We start from the raw sequence: 21695 nt of genomic DNA on the forward strand, positions 1-21695 counted from the left end.
ATACGCCCTCGCACAGACGTACGGTGACTCCATAGATCCGGCTCGGGGAGTTGCGGGGGCACCCAGGGTGGAGTGGCTGAGCGCAGAGAACGTCGTGGCCGTGTGTACCGCGGTCCTCGGTATCGCCGCGTCCGGCGTGATGGTCTGGTACGAACGCCGGACGCCGCGCCGCAAACGCATCGGCTACCGCGTCCAGATGGACAACCCGATAGGCGACGACGTACGCCTCGGCCGGGCCAACGTACGCCTGGGCCTCTTCGACGAGGCCCCGGACATGACGGACGCGACCCTCGTCCTGCTCCGCGTGGAGAACGACGGCTCGCAGGGCATCGACCGCGACGACTACACGAGCCCCGAAGCGCACGGCCTGACCGCGGTGTTCAGCGACCGCACCATCCGCGGCGTCTCGGTCACCCAGCCGTCCGACACCGACCACCTGATGGACCACTTCACCGCCGCCAGGGGCTTCGGCTACGACGGCAATACCCTGCGCGTCCCCCGCGTCCCGCTCAACCGCGGCGACCATTTCAAACTGCTCGTGCTGCTGTCCGGCGGCGACATCGGCAGCGAGATACGGCTCAGCGGCGGCATCCGGGACGGCGAGGTCCACCCCAACCGCAGCGCGACCCCGGACGAGAAGCCGCCCCTGTTCAGCCGCGCGGCCCGGATGATCACCATCATGCTCACGGCGTCCGTGCTCACGCTCGCCACGATCGTCGTCACCCGCGACGACTCCCGCCCCCCGATCGGCTGCGCGAGCGGCTCCCTGACCCTCACCGGTTCGACGGCGTTCGCGCGGGCGCTGCGCGAGGTGGCGCAGAAGTACGAGGGTGACTGCGAGGGCGCGTCCATCGAGGTGGATCCGCACGGATCGACGGCGGGGATACGGGAGTTGGAGGCGGCGGGCGCGGAGCGCAAGGCCAAGGGGACGCAGGGTTCGCCGCCGCTCGTCGCCCTGTCGGACGGCCCCAAGCCGACCGGTCTGCCCCAGCTGCGCGAGAACCGGGTGGCGGTGTCGGTCTTCGCGCTGGTCGTCAACGACGACATCCCGCTGACCAACCTGTCGGCGCAGGACGTACGACGCCTGTACCGCGGCGAGATCAGGAACTGGCGGGAGCTGGGCGGCCCCGACCTCGCCGTGCACCTGGTCAGCCGGGACGCCAACTCGGGCACGAGACAGGTGTTCCAGCGCCGGGTGCTGGGGCGCGGCGAAATCGCCAACTCGTCGGTCGACTGCGTCCACAAGGACGATCCGACGGCCCCCGTCCTGCGCTGCGAACTCGACTCCACGGACCAGGTCCTGGCGACGGTCGCCGAACTCCCCGGCGCGATCGGCTACAGCGAACTCAACGAGGCCACCCGCTCCAAGGGCCTCCACCTCCTCCGCCTCGACGGCCACACCCCCTCCGTGGACGCCATCGAACACGGCACGAGCGCCTACCCGTACCGCGAGATCGAGTACGCCTACACCTACGGCCAGCCCCCGGCCGACTCCCTGGCCTCCAGCTTCCTGACCTACCTCGCCCGCGGAAACGGCCAGGACGTGATCCGCACCCACGGCCACATCCCGTGCTCGACACCGGAGGGCCTGAAACTCTGCGCGGGGACCAGCGGAGGACTGGCAGGGGATTCAGGGGATGCAGGGGATTAGGGCCTGTCCGGCCCCGAGACGCCCCCTTGCCCGCTGCTGTCGTGTCCACGAGCATTCGTTGATGGGTCGGCCGGCCGCATCGACAGCCACGGGAGGACGCACGCATGAGGACGCACGCATGAGTCCCAGCCCCACCAGAAGGACGCTCCTGACCGCGACGGCCGCGGCGGGCGCGGCAAGCGCGACGGCGCTGGGTGCGGCATGCGAGGACGAAGCCGCACCATCCGGCACCAGCTCACCCACGCCCCCCACCGCCCAACCCAACACCAGCTCACCCACGCCCTCCACCGCCCAACCCCCCACCCGCGAACTCCGCGCCCTCCTCCGCGAGATAGACGCGGACCGCATCGAGGCGACCGTCCGCAAGCTCGTCTCCTTCGGCACCCGCCACACCCTCTCCGCCCAGGACGACCCCAAGCGCGGCATCGGCGCAGCCCGCGACTGGCTCCTCGCCGAACTCCGCTCCTACGCCGCCGACTCCGGCGGCCGGATGACGGCGGAACTCCAGTCGTACGTCCAGGAGCCGGCGTCCCGCATCCCGACGGCGACGAGGATCACGAACGTGATCGCGACACTGCGCGGCTCGGTCACCCCGGAGCGGATCTACGTCGTGTCGGGCCACTACGACTCCCGGGTCACGGACGTCATGGACGCCACGTCCGACGCACCGGGCGCGGACGACGACGCCTCCGGCGTGGCCGTCGTACTGGAACTGGCCAGAGTGATGGCGAAGCGTCGCCCCGCGTCGACGATCGTGTTCGCGGCGGTGGCGGGGGAGGAGCAGGGCCTGTACGGATCGGCGCACATGGCGCAGGAATTGAAGGCCGCCGGGGCGGACGTGCAGGGCATGTTCACCAACGACATCATCGGCAGCCCGACGGCGGACGACGGCACGCGCGACCCGTACCGCATCCGCCTGTTCGCGGACGGCGTCCCCTCCTCCGAAACCCCCGAACAGGCCGAGATCCGCCGCTCGGTGGGCGGTGAGAACGACTCGGCGACCCGCCAGCTGGCCCGCTTCGTCCGGGACGTGGCCGACAACGACGCGACGGGCATGCACGTCCGCGTCGTCTACCGCCGCGACCGCTACCGCCGGGGCGGCGACCACATCCCGTTCCTGGAACGCGGCTACCCGGCCGCCCGCTTCACCGAACCCGCCGAGGACTTCGCCCACCAGCACCAGGACGTACGCGTCGACGAGTCGGGCAAGCAGTACGGCGACCTACCGGAGTTCTGCGACTACGACTTCATCGCGCGAGTGGCCCGAGTGAACGCGGCATCACTGTGGACCCTCTCCCAGGCCCCCGGCACACCTCGCGGCGCCAAGATCGTGACCTCCACCCTCACGAACTCCACCCAACTGATCTGGACCCGCGGCACGGAACCGGACCTGACCGGCTACGAGATCGTCTGGCGCGAGACGACGTCCCCGGAGTGGACCCACGTGATCCGGGCGGGAGACGTCACGTCACACGAGGCCGACCTGTCGAAGGACAACGTGTTCTTCGGAGTGAGGGCGGTGAACCGAGCGGGACTCCGGAGCCCGGTGGCGTTCCCGTCCCCGCAAGCGTGATTTCAGCCCGTCCGGCGTTTGAGGACGAGGCCCTTCGGGCCGACAGCGGGGGTCTGGGGGCGCAGCCCCCAGGGACGGGAAGGGTAGGGGCGGCGGGGGGCGAAAGAAACCCGTCCACACCCCCCTCACCGAGGCTCAGGCGGCCGCTGCCGAGGCATATTGGGCCGAGCCCCACCCCCCGGCGGCACCGAAAACCTTCCCCCGCCACCCCCCGACTCCTGACGACCCCCCACACCCCCCGCCGACTGAATCCCCAACGGCGCCGCCCCCGTCCGAAACTCCACCATCCACTCCGCCGTCTCCCCCCGCACCAACTCGGTCACATCCTCCGAGAACCTCCGCAGCACCCCGAGACACCGCTCGGCAGCCTCCCCCGCCGTCCCCTCCGCAGGCCCCAGCACCTCCCGCACACTCTCCGACGCCCAGTCGAACTGAAGCGCCTGGAGCCTGCGCTGCACGGCCTGAGCCGTGGCCACGTCCCTTATCCACCCGGACGTCACCCCGAAGTACCGGTCCCCGGCCACGCACGCCGCCGCCAGCAGCAGCGCCAGATATCCCCAGGGCGCGACCCCGCCCAGCACGCCGGTCATGTCCAGCAGGGGCAGCGCGGCCCCGGCCACCGCCCCGCCGGCCGCACCCGCGCGCAGCGCCCGCGCCGCCCGCCGCTTCCCGACCCGGTCGGCGAGGTACCAGGCGGCCGTCTCCAGCGCCCCGCTCTCCACCCACCGGTACAGCTCGTCCAGTCGTACGGCGGGCTCGCCCCAGTCGCCGAGCGGGAACGCCCGCCCGGTCAGATCGCCCGGCCGCAGCCCGGCCGCCCCCTCGCCCCGCCCGTCCTGAGGCGGACCCTCGGGCTGCATCTCCGGCTGACCCACCCGCACTCCCTACTGACCATGACCTACTGACCACGACCTACCGACCCTCCTCTTCCTACTGCCCCATGGCTGTCCAAGACGTAGCTTTCGTCTCTTTTCCGCCCGGAAGAGGCCCTTGATCAGGTACAGAATCTCCGGCCGACTCACTCGAAAGAGTGCTGGAGCGACGGCTCCCCTGACCACGTAGGCTCATGCTGAACGGGAAAACCCGTACGGATGAGGAGCTGATCGTGATCCCCGGTGGTGGCCAGCCCAACATGCAGCAGCTGCTGCAGCAGGCCCAGAAGATGCAGCAGGACCTGGCGAACGCGCAGGAGGAACTGGCGCGGACCGAGGTCGACGGCCAGGCCGGCGGCGGTCTGGTGAAGGCCACGGTCACCGGCGCCGGCGAGCTGCGTGCCCTCAAGATCGACCCGAAGGCGGTGGACCCCGATGACACCGAGACCCTCGCCGACCTGATCATCGCGGCCGTCCACGCGGCCAACGAGAACGCGCAGACTCTCCAGCAGCAGAAGCTGGGCCCGCTGGCCCAGGGCCTGGGCGGCGGCAGCGGTATTCCCGGCCTGCCTTTCTAAGAGGGGCACCGGCCAACTACCGTACGGACAGAAGGACCCTCAACCAGCAGGGAAGGACGGGCAGTCCGTTGTACGAAGGCGTGGTCCAGGACCTCATCGACGAGCTGGGGCGGCTTCCCGGCGTCGGTCCCAAGAGCGCGCAGCGGATCGCCTTCCACATCCTCCAGGCGGAACCGACGGACGTACGGCGGCTCGCGCACGCCCTCCTGGAAGTGAAGGCGAAGGTCCGCTTCTGCGCGACCTGCGGCAACGTCGCACAGGAGGAGCTGTGCAACATCTGCCGCGACACCCGCCGCGACCTGACGGTCATCTGCGTGGTCGAGGAGCCGAAGGACGTCGTGGCGATCGAGCGCACGCGTGAGTTCCGGGGCAAGTACCACGTCCTGGGCGGCGCGATCAGCCCGATCGAGGGGGTCGGGCCGGACGACCTGCGCATAAGAGAACTGCTGGCCCGCCTGGCGGACGGCGCGGTCACCGAGCTCATCCTCGCCACGGACCCGAATCTCGAAGGCGAGGCCACGGCCACGTACCTCGCCCGCATGATCAAGCCCATGGGCCTCAAGGTCACCCGCCTGGCCAGCGGCCTCCCGGTGGGTGGCGACCTGGAATACGCGGACGAGGTGACCCTCGGTCGCGCCTTCGAGGGGAGACGACTCCTAGATGTCTGACGCCAAGCTGCACGCGACCAGCCAGAATCCCGACGACTTCGCGGTCCAGATCGCGGACCAGGTGGAGAGTTTCCTGGTGGCCGTCTCGGAGGTCGCGAAGGGCGACGAGCCGGACTCGGCGGTCCCCTTCCTCCTCCTGGAGGTCTCCCAGCTTCTCCTGGCCGGCGGTCGCCTGGGCGCGCACGAGGACATCCTCCCCGACGAGCGCTACGAGCCCGACCTGGGCCCGGAGCCGGACGTCGACCAGATCCGCGAGAACCTCGCGCGTCTGCTGGAACCGGTCGACGTCTACTCGGAGGTCTTCGACCCCTACGAGCCCCGCAAGGCGCCCGTCCCGGCCCGCATCTCCGACGACCTGGCGGACGTCATGGCCGACCTGCGCCACGGCATGGCCCACTACCGCGCGGGCCGCACCACGGAGGCCCTGTGGTGGTGGCAGTTCTCCTACTTCTCCAACTGGGGCTCGACGGCCTCGGCGACACTGCGCGCCCTCCAGTCGGTGGTGGCCCACGTCCGCCTGAACCAGCCCCTGGACGAACTCGACGGCCTGGACACGGACCAGAGCCTCGGCGACGACACCCTCGAGGTGGAGGCAGGCAAGGTGATGGTGGAGGAGATCGCGGAGCCGCTGGGGTTGCGGACGGTGAAGTAACGTAACGGGCGGTGTTCGTGAGGTGTCTCTGGTAGGCAGGACGGGAAGCCCGATGAGCCAGTACAGCCGCTGGACCGAGGTCAAGCGCCGGATGCGGGAGAACCAGCCAGAGGCGTCCGACGCCGAGTGGGAATCCCGCAAGCAGACGGCGCGTAAGGCGACTGAGGCGTACGTCGCGGGCCACCGCCTGCGGGAAATCCGGTCACGGTGACCATCGAGTACGGAGACCGGGCCGTCGGCGCGGCCTGACCGCTGCGCGCCTCAGCCCCGCCGCGCCGCCTCGGCCCCGAGCAGACCGGGATCCACGAACGGTGCGGTCGGGGTCGGCTCGCTGTACCAGCGCAGGGGCCACGTGTTGCCGTCCAGCGCCGGGATTCCGATGTACGTGATCGTACGGTCGCCCTTGCCGCCGAACCGCTGTACGCCGAGCGGCCAGCTGTGCTTCCGTACCTCACCGGGCGCGAGCAGGAAGTACATCCACCGGAACCCGACGGCCTCGCACACGATCGGCCCCGCGTCCCCGTCGGTCACCTCGATGATCCGCTCGGCGACCAGTTCTCCTCGTACGCCCTGGATCCGTACGGCGTCGAAGTGGACGCCGGCCACGCGGAGTTGGTGGCCGGAGGCGGGGATCCAGTCGGGGCGGTGAATTGCGTTCGTCATGGTCACACAGTGGCGTTCGCGAGGCTACGCTCGGTAGCGACTGAGGAGATACACGCCGGGGTGTATCCGTCGGAGGTGCGTGCCGTGTCAGGTCAGTACAACTCCCAGGTGCCTGTGGCCTGGCGTTACAGCGGGAACCAGATGAAGCGCTGGCGGACCAAGGCGAACGTGAGCCGCGAGCAACTGGCCGCCGCCTCCAACTACTCGCCGGACACCATCAAGTCCATGGAGCAGGGTGTGCGGATGCCGACGTCCCGGGTGCTCGATGTGGCTGATGAGTTGTGCCAGGCGGAGGGGTTTCTGAGCGCGGCCAAGGAGTACTTGCAGCGGGAGAGGTTTCCGGCGCGGGCGCAGGACTTCATGGCACGGGAGCGCGAGGCGATCAGCCTCTGGTGGTACGAAGTCATGCTCATCCCCGGGTTGTTGCAGACCAAGGTGTACGCACGAACACTGATTGAGAACCGCTACCCGCCCTTGGGGCAGGAGATCGTGGAGGAGCGGGTCGCGGCGCGCATGGAGCGTCAGGAGATCCTCACGCAACGGCCGCCGGTGGCCTTGTGCTTCGTCCTTCACGAGGCGGCGCTGCACAGTCCTTACGCGAACAGGGAGCAGTTGGACTGGCTGGTGGAGGTGTCTCGGTTCCGGAACGTCGTGTTGCAGGTGCTCCCTTTTGAGCGGGCCATCAGCGACGCCCTCATGGGGCCGATGGTGCTGCTGGAAACGCATGACCACGAGCGGTTCGCTTTCACGGAAGGGCCGTTCGCCAGCGAACTATCGGCTGACCCAGAGGTTGTCAGCCGCGTGACCCAGCGGATTAGCATGATCCGCGCACAGGCTCTCAGTCCCGCTGAGTCAGCCCGCTTCATCGAGGGGACGGTGGATCAGTCATGAGCGACCAGTTGACGTGGTTCAAGTCGAGCTACAGCGACAACGAAGGCGGCGCCTGCGTCGAAGTCGCCCTCTCCGCCACCATCCACATCCGGGACTCCAAGAACCCCACAGGCCCCGAACTCCACCTCACGGCACCCGCCTGGACGGAGTTCATTTCCGCAGTTCAGCCCGGGGCTTGAGCCTCGGGCTTCGAGCTCTTCCATTGGGTTCTGGGATGGGTGGAAAACCTACCCAACCAACCAAGTCTGTACGTGAGTTGAGGCAGCGTCCCTCGAACGGGTGACGTTCCGTGATCGGCTTGCGCCGGAGAGTAAAGCCGCTCTAGGTTCGCGGCAATAGATCGGCCCCGGTCGGTGCGCCAACACCGGCTCCGGGGCCTGGACCTACGCATCGAATACGAGGTTCGATCGTGGCTTACGCCAACCTTAGTCCTGCCCTGCCGTCCCCCGCCCACCCCATGGCCAAAACGGGGTACGGAAAGCGCGCCGTGGGTGACGAAGACCCGCACGCCGACCCGGACTTCGCACATCTGAGCCCCCGCGAGCGCGAGATCGCCGTCTTCGTCGACCACCTCGAAGACGGCCATGCCATGGGCTACAAGGTCATCGCGGCTGAACACCCCCACTACGGCCAGCAGGCCGTCCGCACCGTGATGGGCCGCATCACGCTCGCGGGCCACCTGCGCTGGATCAAGGAACACATCACCGTCGAGGACAACTCGATGCGGTGGGTGACACGTACGTACTGGTCGCGTACCCGCAGGTCGCCGGAGTGGTGGGCGGAGTTCGCGCGGGAGCGGCACGGCAAGGACGTGACGGAGCACTACCAGCCAGGGCTGGCCCGTATCGAGGAAGCCAAGGAAGCCGAGGAAGCCGAGGAGGCGACTCCGGACGCGGAGCAGGTCACCGACGAACCCAGCACGGCCTACCAGACGCTCGCCGAACTCCGCGCCGCCGACCCCCGTATGCCTTTGTCCGACAGCGACTGCCGTTCCCTCGAACCTCTCGCCGCCGACTGGCTGTCCCGTGGCGCGACGCCGAACGACATCACCAAGGCCGTGACCGACGGGCTGCCGCCCGCCGTCGCCAACCCGGGCGGATTCGCCCGTAACCGATTGGAGAGCAAGATGCCCCCGAAGAAGGCGAAGATCCGGCAGAAGGCCGCCCGCCGTGCCCGGGTGACGCGCGTGATCATGGCCTGCGGTCTGTGCGACGCGGACGAGCGCACGGTGGAGATCGTGAACGGGCTGTGCAGCGAGTGCCTGGCGCTGTGCGAGGCGGACGGGCCGGTGTGCGAGCCCGTCCCGGAGACGTTCCTTCCCGGCCCGCGCCAGGGCGGCGGCCTGCCGGGTGCCGACGAGGTCGTGGACGTCACCGAACGCGTCGACGAGCTGCGCCGTGCGGTGGGGCTGAGGCGTTGGAGGTGACCGGAGTACGAGGCGGGAGTGGCGTATGAACGTGCAGGACGCGCCGGTCAGGGCGCCGCAGATGTCCGTCGAGGAGTTCGAGGAGCTGGAGCGTCACGCGCCCGAGACCGTCTGGCTGGAATTCATCGCAGGCCGGCTGACGGTGAAACGTGGCCCGGACGGCGACCGGAGCGAGATCGTCGCCTGGTTGCAGCGGCTATGGGCGGTGCGAGTCCGGGGCCCGTGGCTTTACAGCTACCGGGGCTTGCAGACGGGGATCGACGGGACCGGCCGTATGCGTGCGGACGGCGTGCTCGCACCCGCGCGACACTTCAGGGGTGCTCCAAGGCCGTCAACCGCGACAGATACGCAACCCTTTCGGTTGGCACACGCGGAGCGGTGGGCATGGAATGTCGCATTTCGATCGGTCGGTTTCGCATGATCGTGGCAGCCCCCCATCGCCTTTCTTGGAAGGTCGTGTTCTGCCGTGACCCCCCACGTTTCCGGTCTGGAATTGCCGCCGATTTACTGCCCTTTGGAGACTGCCATCCACCCTCGTGTGCGGCAGATCGAGAAGCGGGCCGTCGAATGGATCGGCAGTAGTGGCATGTGTGCCAGCGAACGGGAAAAAGCTTGGGTCGTAGCCACCCACAGCACCGACTTCATGGCCTGGGTCACCCCGGTCGCCGAGGATGACCGGCTGCTGGCGGCGGCCTTGTGGGTGTACTGGGGGTTCGGGTTCGACGACGCACGCTGCGACAACGGGCCGCTGAGCAGTCGCCCCGCGCAGTTCAACGCCCTGGCCGGTCAGGTGCAGCGGGCGTGCGAGGCGCACTCGGCGCGGGGTGAGGACCGGTTCATCGCCGCGCTCCAGGACATCGTGGGCCGCTTCCGCTCGTTCGCCCCGCCCCCGCAGGTGCGCCGGTTCGTGCACGCGCATCGTGCCTGGCTGTCGGGCGTGGCCTGGCAGATCGGCAATCAGGCGGTGGGCCGTATGCCCGGCCTGGACGACTTCCTGGCCATGCGACTGCTGTCGTGCGGCGGTGAGCCCACCTTCGCGCTGCTGGAGCTGGCGACTGGCGTGGAGGTCACCGACCGGGAGCTGCACCGTCCGGCGGTGCGCGCGCTGACGGAGATGGCCATCTGCGTGGCCGGTCTGGACAACGACCGGCACTCCCTGCGCAAGGAACTGGTCGGCAAGGAGACCGATCAGAACATCTACACCGTGCTGATGCAGGAGCGATCCCTTGCCCTGCACGAGGCGGTGGAGGCGGCTGCGGGACTGCGCGATCGTGTCCTGCTGCGGTTCCTCCAGCTGCACGACCGCGTCCGCCCGACGGCCGGCACCGAGCTCGCCACCTATCTCCAGGGGCTGAGGTACGGCATCCGGGGCAACAACGAGTGGGGACTGCGTGTGCCGCGCTACCTGAGCCTCGGACACTGGCCGGACGAGATGGAGGACGCGGCCCTGGTGTGGGCCGACCGGCCGTCCGACACCCGGCCGGGCCCGGTGGAGGGCGCGCCGGGCATCGCCTGGTGGTGGGACGCGGATCTCGCCTGAGCAGGAGACCACCACCAGCAGCGCGGGCCGGGCACCGGCCGCCTCAGTGCCCTGAGGCCAGGTCGAGAGTCCACCAAGGGCCGCCGCGTCCTGCCGCCACACCGACGCCCGCGTGGGTGTAGCGGCAGGTGAGGAGGTTCGCGCGGTGCGGGGAGCTGCGCATCCATACGCTCACGGCGGCCGACGCGTCGGCGGGGCCGGCCGTCACGTTCTCGGCGGTGAATCGGGGGCGGTATCCGGCTGCCCGCGCACGTTCGGCGAGGGTCGTGCCGCCCGCTCCGACGTGGGTGAGGCGCTGCCGGCGGGCCATGTGCAGGCTGTGGGCGCGGGCGGCCCGGTTGAGTGCGGCGTGCGGACGCAGGGGCCGGCAGCCGGCTTGCCTGCGGTGCTCGTTGACGGCGGAGACCAGCCGGGCCTCGGTGGTGCCGCGGCGGTCGGGGCCGTGGGAGTGGTGGGGTTGCGGCGGCTGGGTGGGGCTGCCGGCGGACGGGGTCGGCCACAGGGGCGCCTGGTAGTAGGGCGGCGGTGGCGGCACGGGTGGTCCGGCGGCCCAGGCCGGGGCCGCGGCGGTGGTCAGGATCGCGAGAACCGCGTACAGAGCACGTGGCATCCGCCGCATCCCGGTCATATTCTTTTCTCTTTCTTTTCGCGTTCGGATTCGGGTTCGGGTTCGTTCGGGGGAATACGGCCTTTCTTGGTGTCGTGGGAAGGGGCGTTTTAGCTAGAGTTCCATTCGCGCGCCTTTCCCTATTCTCTTTCTTCCGTGTGGAGGTTTGTCATGTCGTTGCTGCTTCGCCGTGCCGCTGTGGTGTCGCTGGCCGCGTTGGCGCTGACGGCGGGCGGGACCGTGGCCGCCAGTGCCTCGGCCCTGCCGGCGCCGGTTGTCAGCGGACCCGGCCCGGACGGATTCGGTGACGATGGCGGTAACGGTGGCGGTGGCGGTGGCCACTACGAGCACCCGCTGCGCTTCGGTCCGTTCGAGTTCCCGAGGTCCGGCAGCATCTCCGGCGGTTTCGCCTGGGGCACCGGGCACTGAGAAGCACTGGAATGTCCATGTCGATGAGGGCCGTCGCGCGACGGCCCTCATCAGCGTTTGAGGGTGGCCGCGCTGGCGACGAGGACCAGGATCACGCACGCCAGGATCAGCAGCGCGTCCCGGACGAAGACTCCGGTGACGCCGGTGTGGGCGGCGGCCTCGCCCGCGGCCTGGACGGCGTACGTCATCGGCATGATCTTGGCGACGCCCGACAGCGCACCGTGCATCTCCTCGCGGGGCACGAACAGGCCGCAGACCAGGAACTGCGGCAGGACACCGGCGGGCAGGAACTGCACGGCCTGGAACTCGTTGCGGGCGAAGGCGCTGACCAGCAGGCCCAGGGCAAGACCGAGCAGAGCGCCGAGCATGGCGATGACCATCAGCAGGTAGGCGGGGCCCTTGATGTCCAGGTCGAGGGGCCCGATGGCCAGCAGCGTGGACAGGACGGCCTGGACAAGCGCCAGGAAGGCGAAGGCGAGGCTGTAGCCGAGCACGATGTCCAGGCGCCGTACCGGCATGGTCAGCAGCCGTTCGGCCGTGCCGGAGGTGCGTTCCCGCAGCGTGGACACGGACGCCACCAGGTACATCACGATGACCGGGAAGATGCCGAAGACCTGCGGGCCGACCCGTTCGAAGGTGGGCTCCGCGCCGCGGAACATCAGCTTGAGCAGCACCATGAGCATGCAGGGGATACCCAGCAGCAGGGCGGTGCTGCCGCGGTCGCGGGAGATCTGCTGGAGCACGCGTACCGCGGTGGCACCGGTGATGGTGGGCGAGAAGGGCAGCCGGTCGGCGAAGGACGTGATGCTCACGAGAGGGTGTCCGTGGCGAAGTAGGCCCGCTCGGCCTCGGGTGCGCCCGGCTGGTCGAGCAGGTGGGACAGGGGACTGCTGACGGCGGCCCGCTCCCGGGCGCGGTCTTCCGCCGCGCCGGCGGCTGTGACCAGGTGCATGAACGCCTCCTCCACATCGGCGCAGCCGGTGTGCTTGAGCAGGGTCTCCCGGTCCGCGCTGGCCAGGAGCCGGCCCGCGCGCATCAGCAGCAGTCGGTCACAGCGGTCGGCCTCGTCCATGACGTGGCTGGAGACCAGCAGCGTGGTGCCCTCCTCGGCCAGGCGCTGGAAGACCAGCCACAGCTCGCGACGGACCATCGGATCGAGACCGACCGTCGGCTCGTCCATCACCAGCAGGTCGGGCTTGTTCAGCAGCGCCACGGCGAGCGACACCCGCGAGTACTGGCCCCCCGACAGCCGGGCGACCGGCTGGTCGGCGTACGAGGCGAGATCGACTTCCTTCACCACGCGGACGACGGCGTCCTCGCGCTGCCAGCCCCGCATGTTGAGAGCGGCCGCGAAGTACCGCAGGTTCTCCAGCACGGTCAGGTCCGCGTACACCGACGGGGCCTGAGTGACGTAGCCGACGCGGGTACGCAACGGCCAGGCGCCCGCGGTGTGGCCGAGGACCTGGACGTGACCGGCGCCGGCCTGCTGAACCCCGACCACACAGCGCAGCAGCGTTGTCTTGCCGCAGCCGCTGGGGCCGAGCAGGCCGACGATGCGGCCCCGCGGAATGGTGAACGTGACGTCCCGCAGCACCGGTTGGGAGCCGCGGGTCACCTGGAGTCCGTAGGCGGCCACGGCCGGGAGGTCACTCGGCAGGGCTGTGCTGTGTTCGGTGTCCCGCACGGCTTCAGGACTCGCGCCGCGTCATGGCCTGGGCGATGTCGTGCAGTTGCCGGTAGGCGTCCGCGGTCGGCTGCGCGAAGGACAGGGACCGCAGGGCGGCCGTCATCTGACGCCGCGCCTCCAGCTCGGCGGCCTCCCGCCCGCCCGCCTCCTCCACCAGGCGGCGCGCCACCTCGACATCCCGCTCGTCCAGGGGAACGGACGAGCGGTACACGTCCCGCAGCCGCTCCGAGGCCGCACCGGTGCCGGCCAGGGCCGCCACGACGGGCAGGGACTTCTTCCGCGCGGCGAGGTCGGCCCCCACCGGCTTGCCGCTTCGTGAGGTACGGCCCCAGATGCCCAGTACGTCGTCCGCGCACTGGAAGGCAACCCCCAGCCGCCGCCCGAACTCCCGCAGCCCCCGCACCCGCTCGGCATCCGCGCCGGCCAGCACCCCGCCCAGCGCGCAGGCGCAGCCGATCAGGGCACCCGTCTTCCCCTCCGCCATGGCCAGGTACTCCGCCACCGACACCTCGGACCTCTTCTCGAACACCACGTCGAGGCTCTGGCCCTCCACCAACTCGAGCAGTGCGGCGACGAGTTCCCGCACCGCCGCGGCGGCGTGCTCGGGCGGCGCCTCGGCCAGCGCGCGCATCGCCATCACCAGCAGCGCGTCACCGGTGAGCACCGCGGCCGGCGTGCCGAACAGGGACCACGCGGCCGGCCGGTGCCGGCGCAGCGCGTCACCGTCGATGACGTCGTCGTGGAGCAGCGTGAAGTCGTGCACCAGCTCCACCGCCACCGCGCCCGGTACCGCGACCGAAGGGCACTCGCCCACGGCCACCGCCGACAGCAGCGTCAGAGCGGGACGCACCGACTTCCCCCCGCCGGACGACGGCGGCGTCGGCGTGCCGTCCGCCTCGCACCAGCCCCGGTGGTATCCGGCCACCCTGCTCTCCGCGGCCGGCAGCGCCTCGACCGCCTTGCGCAGCGCGGGGAAGAGCAAATCGTCAACCCAGCCAAGACGTGGAAAGGCACGCACCGGGGCCGGGTCGGTGATCTGCGACATGCACTACTCCTCACAACGGGAAACGAACGGGAGGATGCGGCGGTGAAGGTCCGCGCCATATGGCATGCCAGTCAATCGGTTGCCGCGCGGTGCCGAAAACCTCGGCGCACCCCGCGGCGAAAGGATCACTGAGGCGGCCCAGCCTCATGACGATGCACCCAGCCGACAATCAGGCAGGCTCACAGCCCCCACAGCCCTTTCCCCACCGCCGTGACCCCACCCACCAGCGCCAGCGACAACACCAGCTGCCGGGCCCGCGTCTCCGGTATCCGCCCCGCGAGCCCCCGGCCGATCACCCCGCCCACCGCCATCGCCGTGACCACCGACGCCCACTGCGCCGCGCTCAGCTCCGGCAGCCCGTTCGACGCCACGGAGAACGCGTTCACGATCACGCCGTAGAACATCGCGTTCGGCACGAACTCCCGTACCGTCCAGCCCGCGTTGACCGCGTACAGGGAGATCGGTGGGCCGCCCACGCCCGCCGCCGAGTTCATGAAGCCGCCCAGCGCGCCCGCCGCCACCGCGCCCCGGGTGCCTCGCAGCGCCGCCACCCGGACGCCGCGCATGACCAGAAGCACGGCCGCCGTCACCAGCCCGCCCATCACCAACAGCAGTTCGGGCTCAGGTAGTTGGCGGGTCAGCCAGGTCCCGGCCGGGACCGTGCACGCCGCCGCCGCGCACAGCGGGACCATCGCGGCCGGCCGAACCTGTCGCCAGCCGCCCGCCAGGCCGACGACGCAGATCGCGCCGGCCGCACAGTTGGCGAGGACGACGCCGTCCGACGGGCCCAGCAGGAGCACCAGGGCGGGTACGGCGACCAGGGCGAAGCCCATTCCGGTCAGCCACTGCACCGATGAACCGAGCAGCACGATCGCCGGCAGCAATACCGCAGCCATTCCCCGCCCCTTTCAGACCCGTAACGGCATCGCTACGGCATGTGAATTGGCTACATCCTGTCTTGGCCCTGTACGTCACCTGCACGGGCCCTAACCAGTGCACAGCGAGTCTTGAGTCACGCACCGAGCACCGAGCACCGAGCACTGGAGACAGCGATGACCCGTCGTTCCATAACCAAGCGCGCAGCCATCGTCACCGCCGCCGCCCTCGTCGCCGCCGGTTCGATCACCGCCGGCGTCGGCCTGGCCCGGTCGGGGTCCGAGGCCAAGCCCTCCACGCAGCAGATCGCCTCCCTGTTCGACGGCTGGAACGCCGCCCTGCGGACCGGCGACTCGGAGAAGGTGGCGGACCTGTACGCGAACAACGCGGTTCTCCTGCCCACCGTCTCCAACCAGGTCCGCACCGACCGTGCCGAGATCGTCGACTACTTCGACCACTTCCTCGAGAACAAGCCGGTCGGCAAGAAGATCGACACGATCGTCGACGTCCTCGACAGCAACTCCGCCATCGACACCGGTGTCTACGAGTTCACGCTCACCGACAAGGACACCGGCGAGAAGAGAGTCGTCAAGGCCCGCTACTCGTACGCGTACGAGAAGATCGACGGCAAGTGGCTGATCGCCAACCACCACTCCTCGGTGATGCCCGAGAGCTGAGACCGAGCCGCTCCTGCCTCAGCCCCCGGCCCGCTGTCCCGCTGCCCGCAGCCGGATCTCCACGCACAGCCCGCCGCCCGGGGTGTCCCGGAGCGACACGGTTCCGCCGTCGTCCGTCACCAGTTGTTTGACGACGGCGAGGCCGAGCCCGGAGCCGGAGCGGCCGGTCAGGCCCTGGCCGCGCCAGAAGCGGTCGAAGGCGCGGGACTTCTCGGCGTCCGACATGCCGGGCCCCTCGTCGAGGACGGACAGCGCTACCTCGTCGCCCTGTGCCTGAGCCCTGACCGTGATCGTGCCGCCGTCCGGCGACACCTCCAGGGCGTTCGAAAGCACGTTGTCCAGCACCTGGTCCAGGTGACCGGGGCTGGCCAGCACAAGCGGCCGGCCGTCGATACTCCCCCTGAGCGCGATGGTGACTCCGCGCTCGTCGGCGGCCGGCCTCCACACCGCCAGACGGTCGTGCACGATGTCCCGCAGGGACAGCGGTTCCGCCGCCGTCACCTTCGCCTCGGCGCGCGCCAGCACCAGCAGGCCGTTGACCAGGCGGCTCATCCGGACCACCTCGGCGGTCGCCTGCTCCACGTCCTCCCGTACGAACTCGTCGTCCACGCCGTCCGCGATGTTGTCCAGGGACAGCCGCAAGGCCGTAAGAGGGGTACGGAGCTGGTGGGACGCGTCCGCCACGAAGATCCGCTGGGAGGCGATCAGGGTGTCCAGGCGTTCGCCCGCCTGGTTGAGCGTGCGGGCGAGGGTCTGGGTCTCGGTCGGTCCGGTCACCTCCGAGCGCGCCGTCAGGTCGCCGTCGCTGAACTTGCTCGCCATGGTGTTGAGTTCGCGCAGCGGCCGGGTGATCCGGCGGGCGGCGACCGCGCCGATCGCCGCCGCCGTCGCCAGGACGAGCACGGCCAGGCCGGCCCGGAAGCCCCAGATTCCCCAGAACCTGGTGGTCATGTCGTTCGTCGAGTACACGATCCGTACGGCGCCGACGACCGGGCCCTTGCCGGACTCCCCGTCGGCCGCCCGCTCGTGTGCGGGGACCGTGATCACCAGGTGCTTGCCCCAGATGAAGTCGGCGCCCCAGTCGGTGGTGGGCTCGTCGTCCTCCACGGCCCGGGTGAGCGCCGCGTCCGCCGTGGGCTCTCGCAGGTCCGGGACGCAGCCGTCGGTGGCGGTCACCTGGACCTGTTCGGGATAGGCCTTGGCCATCGCCTCCAGGGCCTCGCAGGACCTGTCGTCGCCGTTGCCCAGCAGCAGCGCCATGGTGTCGGCCTCGCGCCGGACGGAAAGCCGGGTGTCCTCGCGCAGCTGGTCGGTGAGCGTGAACGCCACCGGCACGGTGAACAGGAGGATCGCGACCGCGACGAGCAGGATGTAGCTGCGGATGAGCTGGCGGTTCATGAGGCGCCGCTACCGCCGCTACCGCCGTTGCCGTCGTCGCCGTCCTTGACGATCTCCAGGCGGAAACCGACGCCGCGAACCGCCTCGATCGTGATCGCGCCCGCCAGCTTCCGCCGCAGCGCCGCCACGTGCACGTCCAGCGTCTTCGTCGGGCCGAACCAGTTCGCGTCCCAGACCGCTTCCATGATCTGTTCGCGTGACATCAGCGCGCCGGGCTCCTCGGTGAGGAAGGCCAGCAGGTCGTACTCCTTGGGCGCGAGGGTCACCTCCTCGCCGTCCAGCCGGACGCGGGCCGCCTTGCGGTCGACGGCGAGGCGGGAGCCGTAGCGGTCCGGTCCGTTCTCGGCGGCGGTACGCGGCTGCACGCGCCGCATCACCGCGCGTATCCGCGCTATGACCTCACGGACGCCGAACGGCTTGGACACGTAGTCGTCGGCGCCGAGCTCCAGTCCCACCACCCGGTCCGTCTCGTCGCTGCGCGCGCTGATCACGATGATCGGCACGTCCCCGCGCAGGCGCAGCGCCCTGCACACGTCGAGGCCGTCCGTGTCGGGCAGACCCAGATCGAGGAGTACGACGTCGTAGGGCTCGGGGTGGGCCAGGGCGGCCGCGCCCGTGCTGACCCAGTCGACCTCGAAGCCGTAGCGGGTCAGGCCGCGCCGCAGGGACTGGGCTACCGGTTCATCGTCTTCGACGAGAAGTACGTGCACGGGCGGATCTTAGTGCTTGAAACTTAAGTGACAGCGGCCCGTCTGTGACCCACCACACTTTTCCGAGTGTCAATGGTGTGCGCAGGGCATGTGCAGTCCGAGACGAGCGGCCGGACATCTCACCATGCGGTGACCGGGCAGGGAATTTCGGACGCTCGGTAAACTGAGCCGACACACACGGACTGAGCGAGGAGCGCACGTGGGCCTTGTCGTGCAGAAGTACGGAGGCTCCTCCGTAGCCGATGCCGAGGGCATCAAGCGCGTCGCCAAGCGGATCGTGGAAGCGAAGAAGAACGGCCACCAGGTGGTCGTCGTCGTTTCCGCGATGGGCGACACGACGGACGAGCTGATCGATCTCGCCGAGCAGGTATCCCCGATGCCTGCCGGGCGTGAGTTCGACATGCTGCTGACCGCCGGAGAGCGTATCTCCATGGCACTGCTGGCCATGGCGATCAAAAACCTGGGCCACGAGGCCCAGTCGTTCACCGGCAGCCAGGCAGGCGTCATCACCGACTCGGTCCACAACAAAGCGCGGATCATCGATGTCACGCCGGGCCGGATCAGGACGGCTCTCGACGAGGGCAACATCGCCATCGTCGCCGGCTTCCAGGGCGTCAGCCAGGACAAGAAGGACATCACCACGCTGGGGCGCGGTGGCTCGGACACCACGGCGGTGGCCCTCGCCGCCGCCCTCGACGCCGAGGTGTGCGAGATCTACACCGATGTCGACGGCGTGTTCACCGCCGACCCGCGCGTGGTGAAGAAGGCGCAGAAGATCGACTGGATCTCGTTCGAGGACATGCTCGAACTGGCCAGCTCCGGGTCGAAGGTGCTGCTCCACCGCTGTGTGGAGTACGCCCGCCGGTACAACATCCCGATCCACGTCCGCTCCTCCTTCAGTGGGCTGCAGGGCACGTGGGTCAGCAGCGAGCCACTCGTTCGAAATACACAGCAGCAAGGGGACCAGAAGGTGGAGCAGGCCATCATCTCCGGTGTCGCGCACGACACCTCCGAGGCCAAGATCACGGTCGTCGGCGTGCCCGACAAGCCGGGCGAGGCGGCCGTCATCTTCCGCACGATCGCCGACGCCGAGATCAACCTCGACATGGTCGTGCAGAACGTGTCCGCCGCCTCCACCGGTCTGACGGACATCTCCTTCACGCTGCCGAAGACCGAGGGCCGCAAGGCCATCGACGCGCTGGAGCGGAACAAGCACGGCATCGGCTTCGACACGCTGCGCTACGACGACCAGATCGGGAAGATCTCGCTCGTCGGCGCCGGGATGAAGACCAACCCGGGCGTGACGGCGTCCTTCTTCGAGGCGCTCAGCGACGCCGGCGTGAACATCGAGCTGATCTCGACCTCCGAGATCCGCATCTCGGTCGTCACGCGTGCCGACGACGTGACCGAGGCGGTCCGCGCCGTGCACACCGCCTTCGGGCTCGACTCCGACAGCGACGAGGCCGTCGTCTACGGGGGCACCGGCCGCTGATGGCCGGTGCCGGGCGGGCCACGCGGTCCGCACGTCCGACGCTCGCGGTCGTGGGAGCGACCGGAGCGGTCGGCACGGTCATGCTCCAGATCCTGTCCCAGCGGGCGGACGTCTGGGGCGAGATCCGTCTGATCGCCTCGCCGCGCTCGGCCGGCCGCAAGCTGGCCGTGCGCGGTGAGGAGATCGAGGTGGTGGCCCTGTCTCAGGAGGCCTTCGACGGGGTCGGCGTCGCCATGTTCGACGTACCGGACGAGGTGTCCGCCCAGTGGGCGCCGGTCGCCGCCGCCAAGGGCGCGGTGGTCGTGGACAATTCGGGCACCTTCCGGATGGACCCGGATGTGCCGCTGGTCGTCCCGGAGGTCAATCCGCACGCGGCGCGGATGCGGACGCGCGGGATCATCGCCAACCCCAACTGCACGACGCTCTCGATGATCGTGGCGCTGGGTGCGCTGCACGCCGAGTTCGGGCTGCGCGAGCTGGTGGTCTCCTCCTACCAGGCGGTGAGCGGGGCCGGGCGCGCCGGTGTCGAGACCCTGCGGCAGCAGATGTCCCTGGTCGCCGGCACGGAACTGGGGACCAGCCCCGGTGACGTACGGCGGGCCGTCGGGGACAACACCGGGCCGTTCCCGGAGCCGGTCGCGCTGAATGTCGTCCCGTGGGCCGGGTCGCCGCGCGAGGACGGCTGGTCGTCGGAGGAGATGAAGGTGCGGGACGAGTCCCGCAAGATCCTCGGACTGCCCAGGCTGCCGGTCGCGGTCACCTGTGTGCGGGTGCCGGTGATCACCACGCATTCCCTGACGGTGCACGCCCGCTTCGAGGGCGAGGTCACCGTCGGCAAGGCGCGGGAGATTCTCGCCACGGCCCCCGGGGTCGTCCTCTTCGACAATCCGGCGGCGGGGGAGTTCCCCACGCCCGCCGATGTGGTGGGCACCGACCCGACCTGGGTGGGTCGGGTGCGGCGGGCCCTCGACGACCCCACGGCGCTCGAACTCTTCGTCTGCGGGGACAACCTGCGCAAGGGCGCCGCGCTCAACACGGCGCAGATCGCGGAGCTGGTGGCGGCGGAGTTTCCGTGAGGCGCGGGCCGATCGCCCGGATAAGCCGTGATCGCCGGAAAAGACCTCGCTGAAAGCGCATACATTTGTAAGATCTATGTACAGCATGTGATCTGGATGTACGACATTTCATCCGTATGATGGTCCGGACCACTTGAACCGAGCCCTCGCGGCGTCCAAAGATTTGGCTCCCCGCCCTCCGCAACCACGCGGAGGGCGGGGAGCGTCTTTGCGGACGCCCATTCGGTGGCTCGGGGCGCTGTGCGGAGCGTGGGGACGCTCCAGTCATTCAGGACATAGGGGAAGAGCGGGTAGGGCATGAGCGCGTTTGACGCACGGTCAGTTGTGCTGCCTGACAGAAGACAGGCGTTCGCGTACAACCCTGACGGGGGGGAGCGTGTCCAACTGGCGTGGCTGAGGTACTCGATTTCCTTCCGGGAACGCGCGGCGCGACGGCTCTACGGCCGCCCCGCCCGTCCCTACGACCCCGCATGCCCGGCGCGCCCGGTGGCATGCCGGTGATCGCGCCCATGCCCGCAGCGCGCCCCGCCCGCATACCCAACCAGCGTGACGGCGCCGACGAGACGGTGGCGGCCGGCACCAGCGTCGATCACCTCACCGAGACCTACCGCGCCCACTACCGCTCCCTGCTCGGTCTGGCCGCGCTCCTCCTCGACGACACCGCCTCCTGCGAGGACGTCGTCCAGGAGGCCTTCATCCGCGTCCACTCGGCGCGCAAGCGTGTCCGGGACCCGGACAAGACACTCGCCTACCTGCGTCAGACGGTCGTCAATCTCTCCCGCTCCGCCCTGCGCCGCCGCATACTCGGCCTGAAGCTGCTGTCCAAGCCGATGCCCGACATGGCGAGCGCCGAGGAGGGCGCGTACGACCAGCTGGAGCGCGACTCCCTGATCAAGGCGATGAAGGGCCTCCAGCGCCGCCAGCGCGAGGTCCTGGTCCTGCGCTACTTCGCGGACATGACCGAGGCGCAGGTCGCCGAGACGCTCGGGGTGTCGCTGGGCTCCGTCAAGGCGTACGGCTCGCGCGGCATCGCCGCTCTGCGGGTCGCCATGGAGGAGCCGGCATGAGCGGTGACCACAATGAGCGGTGACCACAATGGGCGGCGCCATCCGCGCGTCCCCCATGAGCCCTATGAATGGCGCCAGCCGACAGTGCCGTCGGACACGCAAGCGCCGAAGCAATCG

Annotated in this window: 25 protein-coding genes; 16 read left to right on the forward strand and 9 right to left on the reverse strand. The window is 69.7% G+C overall.

What is annotated here, in order from left to right; genetic code table 11:
- The first annotated feature begins 67 nt into the window (after positions 1-67).
- Positions 68-1651, forward strand: a complete 1584-nt coding sequence (locus AB0I77_RS26775) for a substrate-binding domain-containing protein (RefSeq protein WP_363285236.1) — start codon at positions 68-70, stop codon at positions 1649-1651.
- Between the two features lie 118 nt (positions 1652-1769).
- Positions 1770-3224, forward strand: coding sequence for a M20/M25/M40 family metallo-hydrolase (locus AB0I77_RS26780; RefSeq protein ID WP_363285237.1), 1455 nt, complete (start codon positions 1770-1772; stop codon positions 3222-3224).
- A gap of 125 nt (positions 3225-3349) precedes the next feature.
- Here the strand turns inward: AB0I77_RS26780 and AB0I77_RS26785 are convergent, their stop codons facing one another.
- Positions 3350-4099, reverse strand: coding sequence for an SLATT domain-containing protein (locus AB0I77_RS26785; RefSeq protein WP_363285238.1), 750 nt, complete (start codon positions 4097-4099; stop codon positions 3350-3352).
- A gap of 230 nt (positions 4100-4329) precedes the next feature.
- On the opposite strand from AB0I77_RS26785, the gene AB0I77_RS26790 reads away from it, so the two are divergent.
- The 4 genes from AB0I77_RS26790 to AB0I77_RS26805 all read left to right on the forward strand — a co-directional run bounded on the left by AB0I77_RS26790 (position 4330) and on the right by AB0I77_RS26805 (position 6205).
- Positions 4330-4674: a YbaB/EbfC family nucleoid-associated protein gene (locus tag AB0I77_RS26790; RefSeq protein WP_363285378.1), complete on the forward strand. Its 345-nt coding sequence runs from the start codon at positions 4330-4332 to the stop codon at positions 4672-4674.
- Between the two features lie 68 nt (positions 4675-4742).
- Positions 4743-5342 (forward strand): recombination mediator RecR, encoded by a 600-nt coding sequence (gene recR, locus AB0I77_RS26795; RefSeq protein WP_363285239.1) that lies wholly within the window; start codon positions 4743-4745, stop codon positions 5340-5342.
- Positions 5335-5994 carry a DUF5063 domain-containing protein gene (locus AB0I77_RS26800; protein WP_363285240.1) on the forward strand — a complete coding sequence of 220 codons (660 nt, stop codon included), beginning with the start codon at positions 5335-5337 and terminating at the stop codon, positions 5992-5994. The genes recR and AB0I77_RS26800 overlap by 8 nt, the downstream gene beginning before the upstream one ends.
- A 52-nt stretch (positions 5995-6046) precedes the next feature.
- Entirely contained in the window at positions 6047-6205 is a 159-nt protein-coding gene (locus tag AB0I77_RS26805) for a hypothetical protein (RefSeq protein ID WP_363285241.1), read from the forward strand.
- A 50-nt stretch (positions 6206-6255) separates the two neighbouring features.
- Here the strand turns inward: AB0I77_RS26805 and AB0I77_RS26810 are convergent, their stop codons facing one another.
- On the reverse strand, positions 6256-6663 hold the full coding sequence (locus AB0I77_RS26810; protein ID WP_363285242.1) for a hypothetical protein: 408 nt from the start codon (positions 6661-6663) through the stop codon (positions 6256-6258).
- A 135-nt stretch (positions 6664-6798) separates the two neighbouring features.
- On the opposite strand from AB0I77_RS26810, the gene AB0I77_RS26815 reads away from it, so the two are divergent.
- The 5 genes from AB0I77_RS26815 (at position 6799) to AB0I77_RS26835 (ending at position 10514) form a co-directional block, all read left to right on the forward strand.
- A complete protein-coding gene (locus AB0I77_RS26815) occupies positions 6799-7548 on the forward strand; it encodes a helix-turn-helix transcriptional regulator (RefSeq protein ID WP_363285379.1) in 750 nt (249 codons plus the stop codon).
- Positions 7545-7727 (forward strand): DUF397 domain-containing protein, encoded by a 183-nt coding sequence (locus AB0I77_RS26820; RefSeq protein WP_363285243.1) that lies wholly within the window; start codon positions 7545-7547, stop codon positions 7725-7727. Before AB0I77_RS26815 ends, AB0I77_RS26820 begins: the two co-directional genes overlap by 4 nt.
- A 308-nt stretch (positions 7728-8035) precedes the next feature.
- Positions 8036-8974 (forward strand): hypothetical protein, encoded by a 939-nt coding sequence (locus AB0I77_RS26825; protein WP_363285244.1) that lies wholly within the window; start codon positions 8036-8038, stop codon positions 8972-8974.
- Between the two features lie 25 nt (positions 8975-8999).
- Positions 9000-9395 carry a hypothetical protein gene (locus AB0I77_RS26830; protein ID WP_363285245.1) on the forward strand — a complete coding sequence of 132 codons (396 nt, stop codon included), beginning with the start codon at positions 9000-9002 and terminating at the stop codon, positions 9393-9395.
- A 117-nt stretch (positions 9396-9512) separates the two neighbouring features.
- Complete coding sequence (locus AB0I77_RS26835; RefSeq protein ID WP_363285246.1) at positions 9513-10514, forward strand: hypothetical protein; 1002 nt, start codon at positions 9513-9515, stop codon at positions 10512-10514.
- A 43-nt stretch (positions 10515-10557) separates the two neighbouring features.
- Here the strand turns inward: AB0I77_RS26835 and AB0I77_RS26840 are convergent, their stop codons facing one another.
- Positions 10558-11124, reverse strand: a complete 567-nt coding sequence (locus AB0I77_RS26840; RefSeq protein WP_363285247.1) for a CAP domain-containing protein — start codon at positions 11122-11124, stop codon at positions 10558-10560.
- A gap of 168 nt (positions 11125-11292) precedes the next feature.
- On the opposite strand from AB0I77_RS26840, the gene AB0I77_RS26845 reads away from it, so the two are divergent.
- The gene (locus AB0I77_RS26845; RefSeq protein ID WP_363285248.1) at positions 11293-11550 is read left to right on the forward strand and encodes a hypothetical protein; all 258 of its coding nucleotides are present in this window, start codon (positions 11293-11295) and stop codon (positions 11548-11550) included.
- A gap of 50 nt (positions 11551-11600) precedes the next feature.
- Here the strand turns inward: AB0I77_RS26845 and AB0I77_RS26850 are convergent, their stop codons facing one another.
- The 4 genes from AB0I77_RS26850 to AB0I77_RS26865 all read right to left on the reverse strand — a co-directional run bounded on the left by AB0I77_RS26850 (position 11601) and on the right by AB0I77_RS26865 (position 15178).
- Positions 11601-12362 (reverse strand): ABC transporter permease, encoded by a 762-nt coding sequence (locus tag AB0I77_RS26850; RefSeq protein ID WP_363285249.1) that lies wholly within the window; start codon positions 12360-12362, stop codon positions 11601-11603.
- A complete protein-coding gene (locus tag AB0I77_RS26855; RefSeq protein WP_363285250.1) occupies positions 12359-13234 on the reverse strand; it encodes an ABC transporter ATP-binding protein in 876 nt (291 codons plus the stop codon). Before AB0I77_RS26855 ends, AB0I77_RS26850 begins: the two co-directional genes overlap by 4 nt.
- Positions 13235-13238: 4 nt before the next feature.
- Entirely contained in the window at positions 13239-14282 is a 1044-nt protein-coding gene (locus AB0I77_RS26860; RefSeq protein ID WP_363285251.1) for a polyprenyl synthetase family protein, read from the reverse strand.
- A 179-nt stretch (positions 14283-14461) separates the two neighbouring features.
- Entirely contained in the window at positions 14462-15178 is a 717-nt protein-coding gene (locus AB0I77_RS26865) for a sulfite exporter TauE/SafE family protein (protein ID WP_363285252.1), read from the reverse strand.
- A 156-nt stretch (positions 15179-15334) separates the two neighbouring features.
- Between AB0I77_RS26865 and AB0I77_RS26870 the strand changes: the two genes are divergently transcribed.
- Positions 15335-15835, forward strand: coding sequence for an SgcJ/EcaC family oxidoreductase (locus tag AB0I77_RS26870; protein ID WP_363285253.1), 501 nt, complete (start codon positions 15335-15337; stop codon positions 15833-15835).
- A gap of 18 nt (positions 15836-15853) precedes the next feature.
- Here the strand turns inward: AB0I77_RS26870 and AB0I77_RS26875 are convergent, their stop codons facing one another.
- Both AB0I77_RS26875 and AB0I77_RS26880 read right to left on the reverse strand, forming a co-directional pair.
- Positions 15854-17233: a HAMP domain-containing sensor histidine kinase gene (locus AB0I77_RS26875; RefSeq protein WP_363285254.1), complete on the reverse strand. Its 1380-nt coding sequence runs from the start codon at positions 17231-17233 to the stop codon at positions 15854-15856.
- Complete coding sequence (locus AB0I77_RS26880; RefSeq protein ID WP_363285255.1) at positions 17230-17943, reverse strand: response regulator transcription factor; 714 nt, start codon at positions 17941-17943, stop codon at positions 17230-17232. Before AB0I77_RS26880 ends, AB0I77_RS26875 begins: the two co-directional genes overlap by 4 nt.
- A 199-nt stretch (positions 17944-18142) precedes the next feature.
- Between AB0I77_RS26880 and AB0I77_RS26885 the strand changes: the two genes are divergently transcribed.
- From AB0I77_RS26885 to AB0I77_RS26895, 3 genes are all read left to right on the forward strand, one after another.
- Positions 18143-19435, forward strand: a complete 1293-nt coding sequence (locus AB0I77_RS26885) for an aspartate kinase (protein ID WP_363285256.1) — start codon at positions 18143-18145, stop codon at positions 19433-19435.
- Positions 19435-20511: an aspartate-semialdehyde dehydrogenase gene (locus tag AB0I77_RS26890; protein WP_363285257.1), complete on the forward strand. Its 1077-nt coding sequence runs from the start codon at positions 19435-19437 to the stop codon at positions 20509-20511. Before AB0I77_RS26885 ends, AB0I77_RS26890 begins: the two co-directional genes overlap by 1 nt.
- 470 nt (positions 20512-20981) lie before the next feature.
- Entirely contained in the window at positions 20982-21578 is a 597-nt protein-coding gene (locus tag AB0I77_RS26895; RefSeq protein ID WP_363285258.1) for a SigE family RNA polymerase sigma factor, read from the forward strand.
- Positions 21579-21695: the final 117 nt, after the last annotated feature.

The organism is Streptomyces sp. NPDC050619 (assembly GCF_040654815.1).
GTDB lineage: Bacteria > Actinomycetota > Actinomycetes > Streptomycetales > Streptomycetaceae > Streptomyces.